Here is a 20,259-nt window from a genome sequence, read left to right on the forward strand (position 1 = left end):
GGGGCGAACCGATGTGCGCCTCGTGTGACTCGACGACCGCGCACCGGCCGGCTCCCGAACGACCTGCCAGGTTCGCGGCGCTGCGCAACAAGGACTGTCGGCCGTACCTGTTCGGCAGCGGGATCGCGATGATGGCCGACAACATCGAGCACGTCATCACCTACTGGGTGCTGTGGCAGACCTTCCACTCCGAATCCCTGGTCGGGTTCCAGGTCATCAGCCACTGGGTGCCGTTCCTGCTGTTCTCCGTCTACTTCGGCACCCTCGCCGACCGGTTCGACTGCCGCCGTGTGGTGCAGGCCGGGCAGGCGCTGTTCATGACGGTGTCGATCACCTGGGGCATCTTGTTCCTCACCGACTCGCTCCAGATGTGGCACGCGTGCGTCCTGTTGGTGCTGCACGGCATGGCGGGAGCCATGTGGGGCCCGGGCGAGCAGCTGATGCTGCACGATCTCGTCGGCACTCGGGACCTGCCGAGCGCGGTACGTCTGAACGCCACCTTCAAGAGCCTCGGCGTCCTCTGCGGCCCAGTGGTCGGGTCAGCCCTGCTGCTCGGCCTCGGCCCGACCACCGGCATCTTCGTCAACGCCGCCCTCTATCTCCCGCTGACGATCTTCTTGATGATCACGAAGTTCACCGGGCACAGCCGGGGCGACGCCCGGCCGCGGGTCAGGCTCGGTCTCCGGGAGGCGATGCTCACGCTGCGACGGGTTCGCGGTAACCGGGTGCTGATGTCGATGATCGTGCTGGCCGGGCTCGGGTCGTTCTTCATCGGTTCCGCGGTCCAGGCGGCGATGCCGGCGCTGGCCGGCGACCTTGGGGTCGGCAGTGCCGGCGCCGCGTACGGGCTGCTGCTCTTCGCCACCGGCGTCGGTGGTGTGGTCGGCGGATTCGTCCTCGAGGCAGCCGGCGGGGTCGTGCCCAGCGTCCGCACCGCCATGGTGGGGACGTTCGTGATGGGCCTCAGCACCGTCGGCTTCGCCCTCATCCACTCCTATGTCTTGGCGCTGGTGTTCCTCGTCGTGGCCGGCGTCGCCAACATGGTGTCCACCTCGGTCGGTCAGACCGTGGTCCAGCTGACCGCTCCACCGGAGGAGCGCGGTCGGATCGTCGGGCTCTACGGCATGTCGTCCGGCGGCCTCCGGGCCGGCAGCGGCCTCACCGTAGGCATGCTCGGGATCCTCACCGGAATCCACACCTCCCTCGCCCTCAGCGCCGCGGCGTTGAGCCTGTGCACGGTCGTGGTGGCCGCCATCACCTACCGCAACCGCACCTCAGATCCGGCAGCCGCGTACTCCTGAGGTCGCCGGCGGAGACCCAGCCGTCTCGACGAGAGAGTGCCGGTCAGCGTGGCGGGAGGGCGCTGGCAGGATGACGGGCCGCGCCGCCCCTCACCCAGCTCGGGTGTGTCACCACTGCGGCCACACCCCAACGGAAGGTAGTCCGGAATGACCCTCGCCCTGCACCGGCTCGTCGTCGAGCACGTCTGCCAGCCTCTCGGTGTGGACGTGGTGCCGCGCTTCGGCTGGATGGTCGACACGGATCAGGACGGCGTCGAGCAGCTCGCCTGGTCGATCACCGTGATCGGCGCCGACGGTGAGGTGTGGCGCTCGGGCCGAGTGGACTCCGCCGACCAGGTCGACATCGAGTACGGCGGCGCTCCGCTGGCTTCGCTGACCCGGTATCGGTGGCAGCTGGAGGTGCAGACGACTGCCGGTGCGCTCACCGCCGAGTCCACCTTCGGCACCGGGGTGCTGGACGGTGACTGGCACGGCGCTTCCTGGATCGGCTCACCGCACGAGAGCGGCGCCGCCCCGCTGCTGCGGACAGAGTTCGCGATCCCCGAGCAGCCGCGCGAGGCGTTCCTGGTCGTCGCGGCGGGCGGCTACGCCCGGGTCGGGCTGGACGGAGAACCGTGCGAGCCGTATCTGTTGAGTCCTGGCTTCACCGACTACGACGTGACCGCGCAGTACACGGTGACCGACGTGACGCACCGGCTGACGGTCGGTACGCACGCCCTCGGCGCCGAGCTCGGTCGTGGCTTCTACGGCATGCTCGGGGCCAACACCTGGAACTGGGAGACCGCGCCCTGGCACGACGAGCCCTGCCTGCGGCTTCTGCTGGTCATCCGGTACGCCGACGGCAGGACCGAGACGATCTGTTCCACCGAGGAATGGCGGGCGACCGACGGTCCGACCCGGAGCGACGACCTCTACGCCGGTGAGGACTTCGACGCCCGACTGGCCGCGCCGCACTTCGACCGGGCCGGCTTCGACGACGCCGACTGGATCGCGGCGGAGCTGCGCCCCGGTCCCCGGGGACGGCTGGTGCACCAGCGACAGCAGCCGATCGAGGTGATCGAGGAGTTTGAGCCCGAGCAGGTCACCGAGCTCGGCCCCGATCGGTGGGTGGTCTCGTTTCCCCGCATCATCGCCGGCTGGGTCGAGGTGGAGACCGAGGGTGCGGCCGGCGACGTCGTCGAGCTCCGCTACGGCGAGCAGCTGCGGGCCGACGGAACGCCCAACTACGACGACGAGAAGGGCTATTTCGACGGCCGGTTCCAGACCGACCGGATCATCCTGGCCGGCGGACCGCTGCGCTGGGAGAACCGGTTCGGCTACAAGGGATTCCAGCACGTCGAGGTCCGCGCCTCGTCACTGCCGAGGCTGCGGGCCAAGCTGGTGCACACCGCCGTCGAGCGCACCGGGTCGTTCCACAGCAGCAGCGAGCTGCTCGACACGGTGCACGAGCTGACGGTCCGTTCGGTGGTGAACAACCTGCACGGGATCCCGACCGACACCCCGAAGTATGAGAAGAACGGCTGGACCGGCGACGGCATGGTCGGGGCGGAGCTGATGCTGCTCAACCTCGACTCGCACGAGCTGCTCGCCAAGTGGTCCGCCGACATCGCCGCGTCGCGCCACGGGAAGGGCGCGCCGGAGGTGATTGCGCCGCATGGTGGCTGGACCGCAGACATCCCGGCCCCGACCTGGCACGCGTCCTTGGTGCTGGTGCCGTGGGAGATCTACCGGCAGCGTGGTGACCGGCGGGTGCTGGCCGAGATGTGGCCGGACGCCCAGGACTGGCTGCGCTTCGAGCTGGCCCGGACCGAGGGTTTCCTGGCCGACACATCCCTGGGTGACTGGGTCAGCCCCGAGACCGACGCCGGCGGCGGCAACCCGCCCGAGGACAGCCGCGTCTCGGCCACGGCGTATCTGATCGCGGCCTGCCAGACGCTGGCCGAGGTCGCCGGCGTGCTCGGCCAGGACGGCACCGAGTGGAGCACCGCCGCGGGAACGTGTCGGGCCGCCTTCCTGGCCGCCTTCTTCGACCCGGCCACGGCCGAGGTCCGCGGCACCGGTGACAGCTGCTATCGACAGGCGCACGCCGCCCTGTCGCTGGCCTTCGACCTCATTCCCGCCGAACACACCCAGGCCGTCGCCGACCGGCTGGCACGGGACGTGACGGAGCGCGATTTCCATCTGTCCACCGGGGCGCTGGCCACCAAGTATCTGCTGCCGGTGCTGACGCGCTACGGCCATCCGGAGGTGGCCCGGCGGGTCGCCGAGCAGACCACCTTCCCCAGCTGGGGCTACTGGGTCACCGAGGGCGCCAACACCCTCTGGGAGCACTGGAAGCTGGAGTCACGCTCGCGCGGGCACTACTTCCTCGGGACGGTGGACGACTGGCTGTTCGGCGCCGTTGCTGGCATGTCGCCGGTCGAGCCGGGGTGGCGCACCGCCCGTGTCCGTCCCTCGGTGCTGACGCTCGACGGCGCCGAGGCCACTGTGCGGACGCCGTACGGAGAGCTGCGGGTGGCGTGGCAGCGACGCGCCGGACAGCTGCAGGTCGACCTCACCGTCCCCGTCGGCGTCCGGGCGCTGGTGGAGCTGCCGGGCGCGGCGGAGATCCGCGGCGCCGGGCGGCACACCTTCGCCGCCGAGCTGACTGACTGAGACTCCGCCGGGGCCGCATCAGGCGGGCGGGCGCAGAACGAGCAAAGGGCTGCCGTCGTACGGTTCCAGCGCCAGTCCGTAGAACTCCTCGGCCAGCTGCTCCGGCACGGCGTAGATGGCCGAATAGCGATAGGGCTGGCCGATCACGATGTCGTCGGTGTCGCAGCGGTTGGGCAGGTCGCGATCCACATACACCCCGGACGCGACCTCCCACTCCCGAGTGTCGGCGCCGACCAGGTTCAGATTGCACAGGAAGCTGTCGTTCTCGGCGCTGCGAAGCACCTCCACTTCCGCGACGACCCACACGGTGCCCGGCTCGGCCACCGCGTTCTTGCCGTTGCTGCTGCCGATCTCGGACGACTGCTGCAGGCTGACCACCCGGAACTGCGCGTCGTTCAGCGTGGCCGCCGCACCGGGTTCCAGCTGTTCGAACCGTGACACCACGTGGGTGACCGAGTAGGTCGTCCAGATCACCAGATAGATCAGCACCAGACAGGCCGCCGAGAACAGCAGCAACCAGCTCCGGGCCCGGTTGGTCAGCATGCTCGACATCGGCGTTCGGGCCGCCGCCCGGTCCGCTCCTGCCGACGCGGCCGGTTTCCAGTCGGCTACCGCGGGCGGGGCCCATCCTGCCGCCGCCGGCGGGTCCCATCCTGCCGCCGCCGGCGGGTCCCATCCTGCCGCCGCCGGCGGGTCCCATCCTGCCGCCGCCGGCGGGTCCCATCCTGCCGCCGTTGGCGCGTCCCATCCTGCCGCCGTTGGCGCGTCCCATCCTGCCGCCGTTGGCGGGGGTGTCGACCCGGTGTTCGGCGTCGACGGCCGCTGGTCGCTCATCGTGCTCCCTTCGACACCGGGTATTCGGTGATCGCGACCTGCTGCCCGTCGGCCGCAGCGCGCCACTGGTCGGCGTTGTCCTCGGTGATGCCCAACGGGACCCGCGCGCGGTCGTGGTAGCCGACGAGGATGCCCGAGCTCCACAGTTGGACGGTGAGACCGGACAACTGCGCCGGGTCCACCTCGAACGCGAGGTCGCCGCGAGTGACGAAGCCGGGCGCGGCCCGCAGCGCGTCGGTGGAGGTCATCGGTTCGTACGTCCGCTGCTCGGTGAGCAGGCGAACCGAGTTCAGGCTGAGCGGATCGATCCGCTCGGTGTTGGCGATCGTGGCGGTGACCACGACATACATCCCCTGGGTCTCGAGCCGCTTCTCCTGGTCGAGCAGCAGGCTGGTGCCGACCCGCACCGACTCCACCGTGAGCACACCCTGCTCGATCCGCAGCGGCTGGCCGACCTGGGCGTCCAGCACCCGGAACTCGTCACCGGGCTCACTGAGCCGCAGCCCCAGGGCGGAGACGGTCAGGCAGGCCAGGGCCACCAGCAGGGCCACCAGCCGGGAGCGCTGCAGCCGCGCCGTCCGTACGCTCATGCCGACCGCCCGGCCGCCGGGGCACCGGAGGGCACCTGGGCGGGCGCGGCCGTGGGCCGGCTGACCGGGGTCGCCGCCCGGGAGCGGAACACCTCGAGGCAGCGGCGGAAGGCCACGGCCAGCAGGCAGAGCCGCAAGGGCTCGATCGGCAGTGTGTAGAGCAGATCAGTCCAGGGTGAGGCGACGACCCAGAAGGTGACGTCGCGGCCGCCGATGATGAACTGCAGCAGGCTGCGCAGATAGTTGCTGAGGATGGCGAGCACCGAGTAGACGAGGACATAGGCCCCGAGGAAGACCGCACCGGCGCGCAGCACCAGCCGTACCGAGTGCACCGTCGGCAGGTATTTGTCGTCGATGTCGCCCAGGAACGCCTCGCGGATCTCGATCGCGACCTTGGTCAGCCCGGCCGGCGGCGGTCCCGGCCGACGCTCGGCCAGCTTGGCGGCGCGGCTGGCGAAGGGGGTGACAACGGTGACCCGTTGCGCCAAGGGCTGGCCCTTGCGCCACAGCTCGGCCACCGACATCACCCGGGACCCATAGATCAGTGCGGCCACCGCCAGCCAGATGATTGGCTGGCTGATCTCCTCCCAGAACAACGGCCACACCTGCTCGGCCACGAAGGAGGCGGCCCGACCGACCAGCTCCGGCAGCTCGACCGAGAAGATCGACAGCGCGTCCACGACCGCGTTTTTGGCCGCCACGATCCAACCGATGACCGCACGGTCCTCGAGCCAGATCTGCAGCCGCTGCCAGATCCGGATACCGCCGACCACCACGACGAAGACGAAGAACGCCTCGATCAGGGCCACCGAGATGCCCAACGGCCGCCACCGGGTGCGTTGATGCAGGTGGTCCACGATTCGGCGGAAGACGTAGACGCCGACGACGATCGCGCCCAGCCGCCACGGATGGTTGGTGGCCATTGCGTTGAGCACGGCGAGCACACCCGACTGGCTGCCGAAGATCCCGTTCTTGAAGAACTGCTCGTTGGTCAGTTGCGTGGCTGCCTCCGACACCTCACCGAAGGCGGCGTAGATGCCGAGGAACGGCAGCAACGTCACCGCGAGCAGGTGCGTCAGGCTGGTGTCCCGCTCGTCGGCTGCCGCCTCGTCCTCGGGGATCATCTCCCGGATGCCCAGCTCGCGGCCCGCCATCCGCAAGATCACGACGACGGCGGCCAGCTGGGCGACGAAACCGAACGCGAAGACGGCTAGCGAGGCCCAGGCGCCCAACAGGTCACCGCCGTACGCCGCGACCTTGAGGGCGACCTGGAAGCCCAGCCAGCCGAGCAGATAGATGGTGAGGATCCGCGGCAGCAGTCGCCACCACACCTTGCCGGTGTCGACGACAAGGATCCTCAGCTCGGTCCAGAGCATGGCCAGGGGACGCATCGAGCGAGATCCTATGCCCCCGCGGTCCACCGCGGGTGTGACGTGCGCCGCACGGGGGTGCGACGCGCGGTGCGGCCTGCGCCACACTGGACAGCAGCGGTGGTTGGATGTGGTCCGTGACCAGTGCTGGCCTGACGTCGTTGTCCACCTTGCGCCCGGTCCGGACCCGCTCGATCAGTCCGGAGAACTTCGACGGCGCCCCCGGTGGCGGCGGTCGGGCCACCGACGGGACCGGCGCGCACGCCGCCCGCGAGCTCGGTGAGGGCTGGAAGCTCTCCCCCAGCGTGGTGGTGGCACCGGGCTCCACCTTCGACCTCGCGGTGATCGAGGGCGCGGGCACCATCACCCACCTGTGGATCACCACCCACCGCGACCACTGGCGGACGCTGGTGCTGCGGGCCTACTGGGACGGTGCGGACGAGCCGGCCATCGAGGTGCCGTACGGGGACTTCTTCGCCCAGGGCTGGGGCGAGTTCGCGCAGGTGTCCTCCCAGCCGGTCGCCGCCAACCCACACGGCGGCTTCAACTGCTATTGGCCGATGCCGTTCGGGGACGGGGCGCGGCTGACGATCGAGAACACCTCCACCGCCGACGTCGTCGTCTACTACCAGCTGACGTACGAGGTCGGCGACGACACCGCGCCCGACCAGGGCCGGCTGCACGCCCAATGGCGCCGCAGCAACCCGCTGGAGCGGCAGACCACGCATGTGCTGCTGGAAGGAATCGAAGGCCAGGGGCACTACGTGGGGACGTACCTGGCCTGGGGGGTGAACTCGCCAGGTTGGTGGGGTGAGGGCGAGCTGAAGTTCTATCTCGACGACGACACCGACTATCCGAGCATCTGCGGCACGGGCACCGAGGACTACTTCGGCGGCGCCTGGAACTTCGACGTGCCCGGCCGCGGCTACGTCGAGTTCACTACGCCCTACCTCGGGATGCCACAGGTCATCCGCCCCGACGGGCTGTATCGCAGTCAGCAGCGGTTCGGCCTGTATCGCTGGCACGTGCTGGACCCGATCCACTTCAGCACGGGGATCAGCCGCGTCGATGTCCAGGCACTCGGCTGGCACAGCGGCGGTCGGTATCTGCCGCTGGCCGACGACATCGCCTCGACCTCGTGGTTCTATCTGGACCGACCGGTCACCACCAGGCCGCCGGCACCCACGTTCGACACGATGGAGCTCAACGGTGGCGACGGCGCCGCCCCGTTCCGCGGCTGACGTCGCGCAAGCGCGGTCGACTCAGCCGTAGGTGTCGCGAGGTCCGCGTCCGTCGCGGACCGACAGCGGGCCGCGCTTCCAGGACGGCCCCTGGGGTCCCAGCACCTTCACCAGTCGAACCGTGTTGTCCCCGAGCTGGTCGTTGAGGATGGCAACCAGCTGCGGCGCCATCGCACGCAGCGAACTGGCCCAGACGGTGGAGTCGGTCTGGACGGTCAGCACCTGGTCGCGATAGCTCACCGGGTGCGAGTGGGCGGCGTTGGTCGGGCCCACGAGAGCCGGCCAGCGGGCGAGCAGGGTGTGCACGCTGATGTCGGTCGACCACCCCTTGCTGTCCACCAGCCGGCTCAGCGCTGATCCCAGTGGCTGCGGATCACGGTCATCGGGGTGCGCACCGGAGGACTGAGGCTCGGTCCGGCGTCGGGTCTGCGGCCGAGTCCGGCGACGCTTGGCCGAAGCGCCGAGTGACTCGGCGATCGACTTGGCCAGGCCGAGCCCGGTCGGGTCGTGCTGGGCCACGTCGTCTGGACCGTCGGCCCGTCGGCGCGCCTCGGCCACCAGCTCGCTGCCGTCGGCGATCGACGGATCCACCGGGCCAGTCGGATCGCTCGGATCCGTCGGATCACTCGCACCGCTCGGATCCGTCGGGTCCCTGGGTGCCGGTGCGCTCGGCTCAGTCATGCGCGGCCTCCCGCTCGGGGGCCGGCGTGGTCGGGTCGGAGGTCGACTCGTCCAGCGTCACTTGACCGGCCGCTACCCGGAAGCGTCGTCCCTGCAGCAGCCCGGGCACGTCGGCGCCGACCGCGGCAGTGACCAGCACCTGCTCGGCTCCGAGCACCCCACTGGCGAGCCGGTCCCGGCGGGTGGAGTCCAGCTCGGCGAACACATCATCGAGCACCAGCACCGGCTCCACCCCGTCGCTGCGGAGCAGGTGGAAGCTGCCCAGCTTGAGCGCGAGGGCGAACGACCAGGACTCGCCGTGACTGGCGTAGCCCTTGGCCGGGAGCGGCCCGAGGTTGAGCGTGATGTCGTCCCGGTGAGGGCCGACCAGCGACACCCCGCGCTGGATCTCGTCGCTGCGCCGCTCGCGCATCGCGTCGACCAGCAGCCGGGCGAGGTCGTCGCGGGTGCTGGTCTGGCTGGTCAGGTCGAGGCTCGTCTTGTATTCCGCGGTGGCGTCGTTGTTGGTCGGGGCGATGTCGGCGTACGCCTTGCTGGTGTGCGGCATCAGCTCGGCCAAGGTGGCCAGCCGCGCCTGGAGCAGCTCACTGCCGGCGGTGGACAGGTGCGTGTCCCACACGTCCAGCGTCGCGGCGGCGTCCGCCGAGCCGTGGCCCCCGCGGGAGCGCCCGCTCAGCGACTTCAGCAACGTGTTGCGCTGCCGCAGCACCCGGTCGTAGTCGGCTCGTACACCGGCCATCCGCGGCCAGCGGGAGACGACCAGCTCGTCGAGGAACCGACGTCGCTCGCTCGGGTCGCCCTTGACGATGGCTAGGTCCTCGGGGCTGAACACGACGGTCCGCAACACACCGAGCAGCTCGCGGGCCCGCGGCAGCGGTGAGCGGTTGAGCTTGGCCCGGTTGGCCTTGCCCGGGGTGATCTCGACCTCCAGCTGCAGCTGCCGGCGATCATCCAGACCGGCCTGCACCCGGGCCCGGATCACAGCCCGCTCGGTCCCGGCGCGGACCAGCGGCAGGTCGGACGACACCCGGTGCGAGGACAGGGTCGACAGATACTCGATCGCCTCGACCAGGTTGGTCTTACCTTGGCCGTTGGCTCCGACGAAGATCGTCACCCCGGACGTCAGCGGTACGTCGACTCCCGGGTATGACCGGAAGTCAGCCAGTTGCAGGTGGTCGACGAACACGAGCGCAGCCTAGTCGCGCCCGAGGTGTTCGAACGATCTCAGACCGCGTCGATGGAGGCGGACTCGCTCTTCACCGCGTGACCACCGAACTGGTTGCGCATCGCGGCCACCATCTTCATCGCCGGCGAGTCGTCCTGCCGGGAGGCGAAGCGGGCGAACAGCGCGGCCGTCAGTGCGGGCATCGGGACCGCATGCTTGATGGCGGCGTCCACCGTCCAGCGACCCTCGCCGGAGTCCTCGGCGTAGCCGCGGACGCTTGACAGGTCGGGATCGTCCTTGAGCGCGAGCACGATCAGGTCCAGCAGCCAGGAGCGGATGACAGTGCCCTCGCGCCAGGACTCGAAGGTGGCGGGGACGTCCTTGACCACCGCGGCCGCCTCGAGCAGTTCCCAGCCTTCGGCGTACGCCTGCATGATGGCGTACTCCATGCCGTTGTGGACCATCTTCGCGAAGTGCCCGGCCCCGTGATCACCGGCGTGGACGAAGCCGAAGTCTCCCTCCGGCTTGAGCGCCTCGAAGATCGGCATCGCCGTCGCCACGTCCTCGGCGTCGCCGCCACACATCAGCGCGTAGCCGTTCTTGAGACCCCAGACGCCGCCGGAGACGCCGCAGTCGAGGAACTTGATGCCCTTCTGACCGAGCAGGTCGGCCCGGGGCTGGTCGCCGTCCCAGCGCGTGTTGCCACCGTCGATCACGATGTCGCCCTCACCCAGCAGCTCGGCCAGGTCGGCGATGACCGGGTCGAGGACCTGCACCGGCACCATGACCCAGACGACCTTCGGCGATTCGGTCAGCTGGTTGACCATGTCGGCCAGGTCCGTGGCGTCGGAGATGTCCTGGTTGGTGTCGTAGCCCACCACGGTGTGCCCGGCGTTGCGGATCCGCTCCCGCATGTTGCCGCCCATCTTGCCCAGCCCCACCAGACCGATCTGCATACCGACTCCTGTTGACGAGTAGCTGCCGACGACCAGACATCGCCGACCGACGGGGGGCATACCCCTGTCGAGCCATCACGTTAACGTGGCGAGACCGGGTGCCGACAGGGAGGTGCCCGGGGCTCACTCAGCTGGGCAGGCGCATCAGCATGATGACGTGGCGGTAGTCGGTGAGCGGCTCGCCATCGAGATCGGCCAGGCCGGTGAGCTGACAAGGCTTGCTGGGTGCAGTGAACGCGAAGTTCACGTACGGGGTGTTCAGCACCCCGAGCGCGTCAAGCAGGTAGGTCGGGTTGAACCCGGCAGCCGTCACGGCGAGGTCGCCGCCGTCCGGCTGGTCGATGACGGCCTCGATGGCCTCCGATGCCTGGGCCTGGTCTCCGGTGGCCGCCTCGAGGGTGACCACGCCATCGGCGATGAGCATCCGCAGCGACGTATTGCGCTCAGCCACCAAGGCGACGCGCTTCGCTGCGGCGATGCAGTCGGCGGTGTTGACCCGGACGTTCATCACCGCCTGGGTGTTCATGATGTGACGGACCTTGGGGAACTCGCCGTCCAGCAGCCGGGTGGTGGTCTGGCGCTGCCCGGCCGCCCCGTCGCCCTCGAACCCGATGATGCCGTCGCCAGCCCCGGGGTTGGCCAGGCTGAGGGTGACGACCTCGCCGGCCGTCATCGACTTGGCCGTGTCGGACAGCACCTTGGCCGGGACCAGTGCGGTCGCGGATGCCTGGGTGGAGGCCGGCGTCCAGGTCAGCTCCTTGAGCGCCATCCGATAACGGTCGGTGGCCAGCAGCGAGACGGTGTCGCCTTCGATCTCGACCCGGATGCCGGTGAACACGGGCAGCAGCTCGTCGCGGCCGGCGGCGACCACCACCTGCGAGACGGCCTGGGCGAAGACGTCGCTGGGCACGGTGCCGGTCGCCTCCGGCATCGACGGCAGCGACGGGTAGTCGGCGACCGGGAGCGTCTGCAGGGTGAACCGAGCGCTGCCGCAGACCAGTTCCATCCGGGAGTCGCTGGCGTTGATGTCGACCGGCTTGTTGGGCAGCGAGCGGGAGATGTCGGCCAGCAGCCGGCCGGAGATCAGCGCCTCGCCCTCGTCGGTGACGGTGGCCTTGACGCTGATCTGGGCCGAGGTCTCATAGTCGAAGCTGGAGAACGTCACGCCGGCGGCATCGGCCCGAACCAGCAGGCCGGCCAGGATCGGCACACTCGGACGGGTGGGAAGGCTCCGTGCCGCCCACTGCACCGCTTCGGCCAAGACGTCCCGCTCAAGTCGGATCTTCACTCTGCCTCCTGCTTCCCATGACACCCATCAGCAGACGCAACTCTGCACCCTCGATACGAGACGCCCGACGATCATACCGACGCGACACCTCCTTGCGACACGAGCGAGCAGAAGGGGGTACAGGTCGGTGGTCCGTGACCGGACCCCGTCGGGACCCGGCCACGTCTGGATGACGACTTGAGGGAGGATGCGATGACCTCGGCGACACCGAGTTCAGCCCGCCCTGCCCGCGCCGTCAGCCGGGCGGCCGCGGTCGCGGCGCTGGGCGGCCTGCTGTTCGGCTACGACACCGGCATCATCTCCAGCGCCCTGCTCTACTTCCCAGCCGACTTCGGGGCCAGCACCGGCGCCACCGGGACGCAGGTGTGGGATGAGGAGCTGTTCGACCTGATCCGGCTGGACGGCGACGCCACCATCCAGCTGGTGGTGGCCTGCCTGCTGCTCGGTGCGCTGGTGGGTGCGATGACCGGAGGCGCCGTCGCGGACGCGATCGGGCGGAAGGCCACGCTGATCGCCGTGGCCGCGGTGTACGTCGGCGGCGCTCTCAGCTCCGCCCTGGCACCGGACGTCGAGGCGCTGATCGTGGCCCGGGTGGTGCTCGGCTACGCGGTCGGGGTGTCGTCGGTGGTGGTCCCGCTGTACATCGCCGAGATCGCCCCGAAGGAGCGCCGCGGCCGGCTGGTCTCGTTGAACCAGCTGATGATCACCGTCGGGATCTTCGTGTCGTACCTGGTGGGGTTCGCGCTGTCCCCGATCGAGAGCTGGCGGTGGATGGTGGCCCTCGGCGCGGTGCCCGCCCTGGTCATGCTGGTGGGCATGGTCCGGGTGGCGGAGTCCCCACGCTGGCTGACCGTCCATGGCCGCTCCCTCCAGGCACGCACCGTGCTGATGCAGACCCGAACGGCCGAAGAGGCGGAGGCCGAGATCTACCAGTTCGCCGAGAACGCCAAGGTGGAGCGGTCCCGGCGCTGGTCGGACCTGGCCGGACCCGGCCTGCGCCCGGCGGTGATCCTGGGGGTGGGGATGGCTGTCCTCAACCAGCTGGTCGGCGTCAACGCGGTCATCTACTACACGCCCATTCTCCTCACCGAGGTGTATGGCGACACCGTGGCGTTGGCCATCACCGTGCTGATGGGCTTGGTCAACCTGACGGTGACGTTCGTCGCCCTGCATCGGATCGATCGGTGGGGGCGCCGCCCGCTGATCCTGGGCGGCACCTTTGGCGTGGCTGTGGCGCTGATCGGGCTGGCGGTAGCTTTCCTCAGGTTGCCCGAGACCGGCGACCCTCCGCTGCTGGTGGGCGTCGGGCTGGTCGTGTTCCTCTGCCTCTACATCGCCGCATTCGCCGCCAGCCTGGGGCTGGGGCTGTGGCTGATCAACTCCGAGATCTATCCCACGCCGATCCGGGGCAAGGCGGGGAGTCTCGGCTCCACCACCCATTGGGCCCTCGACCTGATCATCTCGGTCAACGTGCTGACCGTGGTCGGCCGGCTCGGGGCGCCCGGACTGTTCACCATCTTCGCCGTCATCGCGGCCGCCGGACTCGCGTTCCTGTGGCGGACGCTGCCGGAGACCACCGGCAAGAGCCTCGAGCAGATCAACGACGAGCTGCGGGAGCGTACCTCAGGACGTGCGTGACAGCTCGCTCCTGCCGCGGGTACGGGGGATTCGTCTCCCCCGGCTGCAGATCAGTCCCGCTCCCCCGGCAGCAGCTCCTGGATCTCCCGGGCGATCGCCACGACCCGGTCCTGCAGGGGCACGAGCGACTCCAGGCCTGCCGGCGGCGCCCCGGTGAAGATCGGCCGTACCTCGAAGGTGAGGTCCAACAGACTCTCGCGGGTCGGCGTTCCGCGGCGCTGCTCCATCGCCTCACCGGCCAGGCGGCTGTATTCGTTGACGCGGGCGCGCCAGCCAGGGTTGTCGGTGGAGACGTCCGCACGCATCGCTGCCGCGAGCTCGTCGAGCGCCTTCTCCAGCCGCTCGAGCTGCTCCTTGCGCGCAGCCACGTCAAGGTTGATCGGCAGGTCGAAGCCGTCGTCGTCCTTGTCCTGTCGACCACCGAACAGCTTGCTCAGAATCCCCACGCCGATCTCCTCACCTCGAGTGATGTGGTCGAGGGTACGCGCCCATCCACCATCGGAATCGCTCGGCTGTGTTGTTCTCCGGCTGGGCAGTTGTGCACAGCTGGGCGCTCACCTGACTGAGAGTCTTGGGAGAGATATGTAAGTCCTCGTCGTAGTAGTAGGTGCTGTGGACACTGGGGATAACTTCTATCTCCCCTGGTCAGCCGGAGTAATCCGGATCAACGGCCGATGTGGACCGGGCAGAATTACACGGGGAGGATTTTGGGACAACCTAGGGAGGCGGCTGAGGTTCTCCCCCGGTGATCCCCATCGCCGCCGTCGGAGTCCACAGTTGTCCACAGGGTTGTCCCCACTTGTGCGGAATTCCTCGTCGGCCCCTCCGGGTGGTCGCTCGAGAGCACGCCGATGGCCCCGCTCGGATGTCGAACGGGGTGCTGCACCGCAGGTGATGGGCAGAGAACGGGCTGGCAGGGCTCAGTGCTGCGAGGACTGCTGCTTGATCCGGTTGGTCAGCTCGGTGACCTGGTTGAAGACGCTGCGCCGCTCGGCCATCAGCGTGCGGATCTTCCGGTCGGCGTGCATCACCGTGGTGTGATCGCGGTTGCCGAACTGCTGACCGATCTTGGGCAGCGACAGGTCAGTCAGCTCACGGCACAGATACATCGCGATCTGGCGTGCGGTGACCAGCACATGCGTACGACTCTGTCCGCACAGGTCGTCGATGGTGAGGCCGAAGTATGCCGCGGTCTGGGCCATGATGACCCCGGAGTTGATCTGCGCCTCGCCGCCCTCGGGGATGAGGTCCTTGAGCACGATCTCGGCCAACGACATGTCGACCTGCTGGCGGTTGAGGCTGGCGAAGGCGGTGACGCGGATCAGCGCACCCTCCAGCTCTCGGATGTTGGTCTGGATCTTGCTGGCGATGAACTCCAGCACGTCCGGTCCGGCGGTCAGCCGTTCCTGGGCGGCCTTCTTCCGCAGGATCGCGATCCGGGTCTCGAGGTCGGGCGGCTGGACGTCGGTGATGAGGCCCCAGCCGAATCGGCTCCGAAGCCGCGGCTCCAGGTTCTCGAGCAGTTTGGGTGGTCGGTCCGAGGTCATCACGATCTGCTTCTCGGCGTTGTGCAGCGTGTTGAAGGTGTGGAAGAACTCCTCCTGCGTCTGCTCCTTGCCCTCCAGGAACTGGATGTCGTCGATGAGCAGCACGTCCACGTCGCGATAGCGGCGGCGGAACTCGACCCCCTTGTTCTGGCTGATCGAGTTGATGAAGTCGTTCGTCATCTCCTCGGTCGAGACGTAGCGGACCTTCACCCGGTCGAAGTAGTTGCGGACGTAGTGACCCAGGGCGTGCAGCAGGTGGGTCTTGCCCAGCCCGGACTCGCCGTAGATCGTCAGCGGGTTGTAGGACTTGCCCGGGTTCTCGGCCACGGCCACCGCCGCAGCGTGGGCGAACCGGTTCGAGCTGCCGATGACAAAGGTCTCGAAGGAGTATTTGGGGTTCAGGCGTGCGTCGGCCTCTCGGCGCTGCCGGTCGTACCCGGTGGCGGCGCCCTGTCCGTGGCCCGGCGTGCCGAGGCCGCCCCCGCGGGCCGACGGGCCCATCCCCACCGACGGGTGCACCGACGCCGGCACGCCCAGGCCGGACGGCGCCGAACCGAGACCGTCCAATGGCGCCTGGCTCTCATACGGAGGGCTGTCGTACGGCGTCTCACGCGGGCGGAAGCCACCGAACTGGTCACCGCGACGCTCCAACTCGTCGCTGAACCCGGCGCCGGCACCGCCGCGTGCCCGGTCGTCGCCGAAGCCGTCGGCGTCGAAGTCGCCGGTCGCGAACCCCTCGCCCTGGTCCGCGGTCGGATCGTCCACGTTGGCGAGCGTCTCGTCCACCGTCACCAACAGCCGGATGGCGCGGTCGAAGAACTGACCGAGCAGGGCCTCGATGTCGTCGCGGAACCGGCCCTCGAGCTGGTTGCGGGTGAAGTTGTTGGGGACGGCGACCATCAGCGCGTCCTGGTGCAGCGTCAGCACCTTGCTGGTGTTGAGCCAGCGGCGCAGCTCGGGTGGGGACGAGGTGTGGACGTGCTCCCAGGCCAGCAGGGTGGACTCGGCTGCGCTTTGGGACTCGGTCACTCGATCTCCGCTGTGGATACGTCGCGATCCTGCGTCTGACCGGCGGGTCCCGCGATGGCGGAGGCCTGGTACCGGCAGAGTTCGGACCTGTCAGGTTGTCGTTCGGGCACGCCCTACCTTAGTTACTCCACACAGTTATCCACACCTTGTGTATGGAACAGGGGAAAACGGCGTGACCGCCGCGTCAGCCCTGACGAAGGTGGGTGTCCTTGCTGGTGTCCGGTCATCGAGTTGTCTGCGGACCTGCGGCAACTTGCTGACGCGTGACGCTAGCAACGCCGGTCCCGCTTCTGCAAGCGATCCGCGGCATTCGCCCATAATTGTCCGGCGTGTCGGGTGGACACCGCCACGTGGGGCGTTTCGGCTGATCGCGCCGACGTCGCGGCGGTTTGACCGGTCAGGGTCGTGCCCGTACCGTTAGCAGGTCGCTGTTTCGCAGCGGCGTTCCGTCGCGCCCGCAGGGCGCAGCGTTCACGTCACCAGAGAAGATATGGGAGCTATCCCGTGAGCAAGCGCACTTTCCAGCCGAGCAACCGGCGTCGCAGCCGTACCCACGGTTTCCGTCTGCGGATGCGGACCCGCGCCGGGCGAGCCATTCTGGCCGCCCGTCGTCGCAAGGGCCGCGAATCCCTGTCTGCCTGATCGACATCCCAGACTGCTTGCCGTGTTGCCCAGACCAGTTCGGATGAGCAACTCGGACGAGTTCCGCGGCACTGTCCGCTCCGGCGTCCGCGTCGGTCGTCCGACGGTGGTCGTGCATGCCCACCGGTCGCCAGCGCAAGCTGGCGTTCGGGTGGGCTTTGTCGTGTCCAAGGCCGTCGGCAACGCAGTCGTCCGCAACCGGGTCAAGCGCCGGCTGCGGCACCTCGCTCGGGAACGGCTCGCTGACACCCCGGCCGGCGTGCGGGTCGTCGTCCGCGCCCTGCCGAGAGCCGCGGAGTCGCCGGCGGACATCCCCCGCGACCTGACCAGCGCCTGGACCAAGGCCTTGACCCGGGTCGCGTCGTGAAATATCTGCTGATCGGGTTGCTCAAGGTCTATCGCCTGGTGATCAGCCCGCTCTACGGCGACGTCTGTCGCTACTACCCCAGTTGTTCGGCCTACGCGCTGCGAGCAGTGCAGGTCCACGGTGCTGTCAAAGGCACCTGGTTGGCGGGTCGACGGCTGCTGCGCTGCCATCCCTGGGCGCCGGGTGGGTACGACCCCGTACCGGGAACCCCTGAATTTGAAGAAGAGATGCGTGCTCAGGTTGAATCGACGACCACAATGGAGCCACGTCCGGTGATCGGGGCTCACGCCCACGGTCCTGGGAGCATCCGAAACCCGTCGCGCCATCACCCGGCGCACGACCGAGCCGCAATGGTGGCCCAATCACGAGGTGTGTCTTGATGGAAGCGTTGATCCCGATGCTGGTCCCGATGAGTATCTGGGACCCCTTCATTGCCATCGGCAGCGCCATCATGACGCCGCTGTACTGGGTCGTGTCGGGCATCTTGGTGCTGTTCCACAGCCTGTGGTCGCCGCTGCTCGGTGAGGACAGCGGCTGGACCTGGGCCCTGTCCATCGTCTCGCTGACCATCGTCATCCGCGTTCTGTTGATCCCGCTGTTCGTCAAGCAGATCAAGTCGTCGCGGGCGATGCAGCTGCTGCAGCCCAAGGTGCGCGAGCTGCAGAAGAAGTATGGCCATGACCGGGAGAAGCTCGGTCAGGAGACGATGAAGCTCTACAAGGAGCACAACGCGAACCCGCTGGCCTCCTGCCTGCCACTGCTGTTGCAGTCGCCCATCTTCATCGCCTTGTTCCGCGTCCTCGACGGTGCGTCGCGCCTGGGCCCGGACGGCAAGCCGCTGGCTCGGGGCCACTGGCTGAAGGTGAACCCTGACCTGGTGGAGTCGCTGAACTCCTCCACGATCTTCGGCGCCCGGATCTCCGACACCTTCACCAAGGCCGGCTTCGGTGGCGGCATCAACAGCGTCCACCTCGTCACCATCGCGCTGATCCTGGCCATGACGGCGACGTTGTTCGTCACCCAGCTGCAGCTGATGCGCAAGAACATGCCGCCCGAGGCGCTGACGGGCCCGTTCGCTCAGCAGCAGAAGATGATGCTCTACATCTTCCCGATCATCTTCGCGGTCGGTGGCATCAACTTCCCGGTCGGTGTGCTGATCTACTGGTTCACCTCCAACCTGTGGACGATGGGTCAGCAGTTCTACGTGATCCGCCGTAACCCGGCCCCCGGAACCCCTGCCTACGATGCCTGGGAAGAGCGCCGTCGGCACAAGGGCAAGGCGATCGCACCGCAGGACCCCACGCCGGTCGAGCCGGCTTCCGCGCCGTCGGCTAGCCGCGTTGCGCGGCAGCAACCGCGCAAGCAGCCCCGTTCGCAGCGCAAGCCCACCTGACCAGTTCCGGGTCTGAGGCTGTTCCACGCTCAGCAGGGCCCGGAAGCGAACCACCGCGATCCCGACTCGAGTCGGCACGCTTGAAGACGGGCGCCAGCCCGAAGGAGGATGTCGTGAGCGACACCCAGGACTCCCAGACCATCCCTGACGACGTCGAGGTCCATTCCGAGGCTGCTCTCGACGGTGAGACCGGAGCGGGCGTGGTCTCCCCGCCTGCTGCCGAGCCGGCCACTGAGGACGCGGCACCGGCCGTCGCCGAGGCGGCGACCGAGGACGACGACGAGGAAGAGGACGACGAGGACGAGAACCCGCTCGAGACCGAGGCGGAGGTCGCCGCGGACTACCTCGAGGAGCTGCTCGACATCGCCGATCTCGACGGCGACATCGATACCTACATCGAGGGTGATCGGGCCCATGTGTCGATCGTCAGCGAGTCGGAGGTTCTGGTCGGTGCCAATGGCGAGGTGCTGGACGCCCTGCAGGAACTGGCACGCCTGGCTGTGATGACCGAGACGGGCGACCGTAGCCGCCTGATGCTGGACGTCGCCGGCTATCGGGATCGCCGACGTAAGGTGCTCGCTCAGCTCGCCGCTGACGCGGTGGAGGAGGCGAAGTCGTCGAACGAGCCTGTGGCCCTGGCTGCGATGAATCCGTTCGAGCGCAAGATCGTCCACGACGCCGTTGCGGCGGCTGGGCTTCGCAGCGAGTCGGACGGCGAGGAGCCGAGGCGGCACGTGGTCGTGCTCCCCACCGCGTGAGCACCGCAGTTGCGGAACAGGTCTTCTCGGATCGGTTCGAGACGATAAGTCGATATGTCGATATATTGGCCACGAAGGGCATCGAGTGGGGGCTGATCGGTCCGCGCGAGGCCGCCCGGCTCTGGGACCGCCACATCCTCAACTGTGTGGCGCCAGCCGGCCTGGTTCCCGACGGGGTCACGGTGGTCGACCTCGGCAGCGGCGCCGGCCTGCCCGGCATCCCGCTCGCGGTGCTTCGTCCCGACCTCGAGGTCACGTTGGTGGAGCCGCTGCTGCGCCGTGCCACCTTCCTCGAGGAGACGGTGACCGACCTCCGGCTCGGCGGGCGGGTCCGGGTCGTCAGGGAGCGCGCCGAAGAGCACCGCGAACGCTACGACGTGGTCACCTCGCGGGCCCTCGCTCCCCTGGGTCGGCTGTTGACCTGGAGCGCACCGCTTCGCCGGCCGGATGGCCAGATTCTGGCTATCAAGGGGTCATCCGCGGGCGATGAGGTGGCGGCCAACCGAAAGCAGCTCACCAAGCTGAAGCTGGTGGCCGAGGTGCTGGTGGCTCGATGTCACCCCGAGGCAGACCCGACCACCATCGTTCGGATCACTCAGCGCGGCTGACCCGCCCCCGGTGGTCGGTGTCGGCGTAGTTCCGCCAGCCGCTGGCTCTGGGACCTTCGGCAGGGGGTCGGCGGCGTGGGCCTCGAGCCCGACGTGATGCTCCCCCGCCCTACCCGCTCACCGTCGTCCCCGGGCTCCTGAACCGATCGTTCCTCCCGCTCTCTAGTCCGAGGCGCGCGACTCGGCTTCGCCGCCT

The 20,259-nt window shown here is 68.8% G+C and carries 19 protein-coding genes; 10 read left to right on the forward strand and 9 right to left on the reverse strand.

Annotation, left to right across the window (positions count from 1 at the left end; translation table 11 throughout):
• Positions 1–11 precede the first annotated feature (11 nt).
• On the forward strand, positions 12–1,301 hold the full coding sequence (locus AC1XX3_RS18480; RefSeq protein ID WP_483322650.1) for an MFS transporter: 1,290 nt from the start codon (positions 12–14) through the stop codon (positions 1,299–1,301).
• Positions 1,302–1,448: 147 nt separating this feature from the next.
• The gene (locus AC1XX3_RS18485; protein ID WP_483322651.1) at positions 1,449–3,956 is read left to right on the forward strand and encodes a family 78 glycoside hydrolase catalytic domain; all 2,508 of its coding nucleotides are present in this window, start codon (positions 1,449–1,451) and stop codon (positions 3,954–3,956) included.
• Between the two features lie 18 nt (positions 3,957–3,974).
• Here the strand turns inward: AC1XX3_RS18485 and AC1XX3_RS18490 are convergent, their stop codons facing one another.
• The 3 genes from AC1XX3_RS18490 to AC1XX3_RS18500 all read right to left on the reverse strand — a co-directional run bounded on the left by AC1XX3_RS18490 (position 3,975) and on the right by AC1XX3_RS18500 (position 6,771).
• Entirely contained in the window at positions 3,975–4,499 is a 525-nt protein-coding gene (locus AC1XX3_RS18490) for a hypothetical protein (RefSeq protein ID WP_483322652.1), read from the reverse strand.
• A 287-nt stretch (positions 4,500–4,786) separates the two neighbouring features.
• Positions 4,787–5,380: a DUF4352 domain-containing protein gene (locus AC1XX3_RS18495; protein WP_483322653.1), complete on the reverse strand. Its 594-nt coding sequence runs from the start codon at positions 5,378–5,380 to the stop codon at positions 4,787–4,789.
• Positions 5,377–6,771 carry a hypothetical protein gene (locus AC1XX3_RS18500; RefSeq protein ID WP_483322654.1) on the reverse strand — a complete coding sequence of 465 codons (1,395 nt, stop codon included), beginning with the start codon at positions 6,769–6,771 and terminating at the stop codon, positions 5,377–5,379. Before AC1XX3_RS18500 ends, AC1XX3_RS18495 begins: the two co-directional genes overlap by 4 nt.
• Positions 6,772–6,887: 116 nt before the next feature.
• Here AC1XX3_RS18500 and AC1XX3_RS18505 point away from each other — a divergent pair, with 116 nt between their 5' ends.
• Positions 6,888–7,991, forward strand: a complete 1,104-nt coding sequence (locus AC1XX3_RS18505) for a glycoside hydrolase family 172 protein (RefSeq protein WP_483322655.1) — start codon at positions 6,888–6,890, stop codon at positions 7,989–7,991.
• Positions 7,992–8,012: 21 nt separating this feature from the next.
• On the opposite strand, the gene AC1XX3_RS18510 is transcribed toward AC1XX3_RS18505, so the two are convergent.
• The 4 genes from AC1XX3_RS18510 to dnaN form a co-directional block, all read right to left on the reverse strand.
• The gene (locus AC1XX3_RS18510; protein ID WP_483322656.1) at positions 8,013–8,582 is read right to left on the reverse strand and encodes a DciA family protein; all 570 of its coding nucleotides are present in this window, start codon (positions 8,580–8,582) and stop codon (positions 8,013–8,015) included.
• 82 nt (positions 8,583–8,664) lie between these two features.
• Entirely contained in the window at positions 8,665–9,858 is a 1,194-nt protein-coding gene (gene recF / locus AC1XX3_RS18515) for a DNA replication/repair protein RecF (RefSeq protein ID WP_483322657.1), read from the reverse strand.
• Between the two features lie 38 nt (positions 9,859–9,896).
• Entirely contained in the window at positions 9,897–10,793 is an 897-nt protein-coding gene (gene gnd, locus AC1XX3_RS18520; RefSeq protein WP_483322658.1) for a phosphogluconate dehydrogenase (NAD(+)-dependent, decarboxylating), read from the reverse strand.
• Between the two features lie 127 nt (positions 10,794–10,920).
• On the reverse strand, positions 10,921–12,081 hold the full coding sequence (gene dnaN / locus AC1XX3_RS18525) for a DNA polymerase III subunit beta (protein WP_483322659.1): 1,161 nt from the start codon (positions 12,079–12,081) through the stop codon (positions 10,921–10,923).
• A 192-nt stretch (positions 12,082–12,273) separates the two neighbouring features.
• Here dnaN and AC1XX3_RS18530 point away from each other — a divergent pair, with 192 nt between their 5' ends.
• Complete coding sequence (locus tag AC1XX3_RS18530) at positions 12,274–13,719, forward strand: sugar porter family MFS transporter (RefSeq protein ID WP_483322660.1); 1,446 nt, start codon at positions 12,274–12,276, stop codon at positions 13,717–13,719.
• 50 nt (positions 13,720–13,769) lie between these two features.
• Here the strand turns inward: AC1XX3_RS18530 and AC1XX3_RS18535 are convergent, their stop codons facing one another.
• A complete protein-coding gene (locus AC1XX3_RS18535) occupies positions 13,770–14,165 on the reverse strand; it encodes a hypothetical protein (protein WP_483322661.1) in 396 nt (131 codons plus the stop codon).
• 474 nt (positions 14,166–14,639) lie between these two features.
• On the reverse strand, positions 14,640–16,295 hold the full coding sequence (gene dnaA / locus AC1XX3_RS18540) for a chromosomal replication initiator protein DnaA (RefSeq protein ID WP_483322662.1): 1,656 nt from the start codon (positions 16,293–16,295) through the stop codon (positions 14,640–14,642).
• Between the two features lie 504 nt (positions 16,296–16,799).
• Here dnaA and rpmH point away from each other — a divergent pair.
• From rpmH to rsmG, 6 genes are all read left to right on the forward strand, one after another.
• On the forward strand, positions 16,800–16,937 hold the full coding sequence (gene rpmH, locus AC1XX3_RS18545) for a 50S ribosomal protein L34 (protein ID WP_483322663.1): 138 nt from the start codon (positions 16,800–16,802) through the stop codon (positions 16,935–16,937).
• Positions 16,938–16,959: 22 nt separating this feature from the next.
• Positions 16,960–17,304, forward strand: coding sequence for a ribonuclease P protein component (gene rnpA, locus AC1XX3_RS18550; RefSeq protein ID WP_483322664.1), 345 nt, complete (start codon positions 16,960–16,962; stop codon positions 17,302–17,304).
• 38 nt (positions 17,305–17,342) lie between these two features.
• The gene (gene yidD / locus AC1XX3_RS18555) at positions 17,343–17,684 is read left to right on the forward strand and encodes a membrane protein insertion efficiency factor YidD (protein WP_483322711.1); all 342 of its coding nucleotides are present in this window, start codon (positions 17,343–17,345) and stop codon (positions 17,682–17,684) included.
• 8 nt (positions 17,685–17,692) lie between these two features.
• Entirely contained in the window at positions 17,693–18,697 is a 1,005-nt protein-coding gene (gene yidC / locus AC1XX3_RS18560; protein WP_483322712.1) for a membrane protein insertase YidC, read from the forward strand.
• 200 nt (positions 18,698–18,897) lie between these two features.
• Positions 18,898–19,455 carry a Jag family protein gene (locus AC1XX3_RS18565; protein WP_483322713.1) on the forward strand — a complete coding sequence of 186 codons (558 nt, stop codon included), beginning with the start codon at positions 18,898–18,900 and terminating at the stop codon, positions 19,453–19,455.
• Complete coding sequence (rsmG, locus tag AC1XX3_RS18570) at positions 19,452–20,063, forward strand: 16S rRNA (guanine(527)-N(7))-methyltransferase RsmG (protein WP_483322665.1); 612 nt, start codon at positions 19,452–19,454, stop codon at positions 20,061–20,063. Before AC1XX3_RS18565 ends, rsmG begins: the two co-directional genes overlap by 4 nt.
• Positions 20,064–20,259: the final 196 nt, after the last annotated feature.

It is taken from the genome of Microlunatus sp. M237 (assembly GCF_056896895.1).

Coding starts and splice junctions, on each gene's coding strand:
- AC1XX3_RS18495 (WP_483322653.1), bottom strand. CDS start 5,380: ATGAGCGTACGGACGGCGCGGCTGCAGCGCTCCCGGCTGGTGGCCCTG.
- gnd (WP_483322658.1), bottom strand. CDS start 10,793: ATGCAGATCGGTCTGGTGGGGCTGGGCAAGATGGGCGGCAACATGCGG.
- AC1XX3_RS18530 (WP_483322660.1), top strand. CDS start 12,274: ATGACCTCGGCGACACCGAGTTCAGCCCGCCCTGCCCGCGCCGTCAGC.
- AC1XX3_RS18485 (WP_483322651.1), top strand. CDS start 1,449: ATGACCCTCGCCCTGCACCGGCTCGTCGTCGAGCACGTCTGCCAGCCT.
- AC1XX3_RS18490 (WP_483322652.1), bottom strand. CDS start 4,499: ATGCTGACCAACCGGGCCCGGAGCTGGTTGCTGCTGTTCTCGGCGGCC.
- AC1XX3_RS18500 (WP_483322654.1), bottom strand. CDS start 6,771: ATGCGTCCCCTGGCCATGCTCTGGACCGAGCTGAGGATCCTTGTCGTC.
- AC1XX3_RS18480 (WP_483322650.1), top strand. CDS start 12: ATGTGCGCCTCGTGTGACTCGACGACCGCGCACCGGCCGGCTCCCGAA.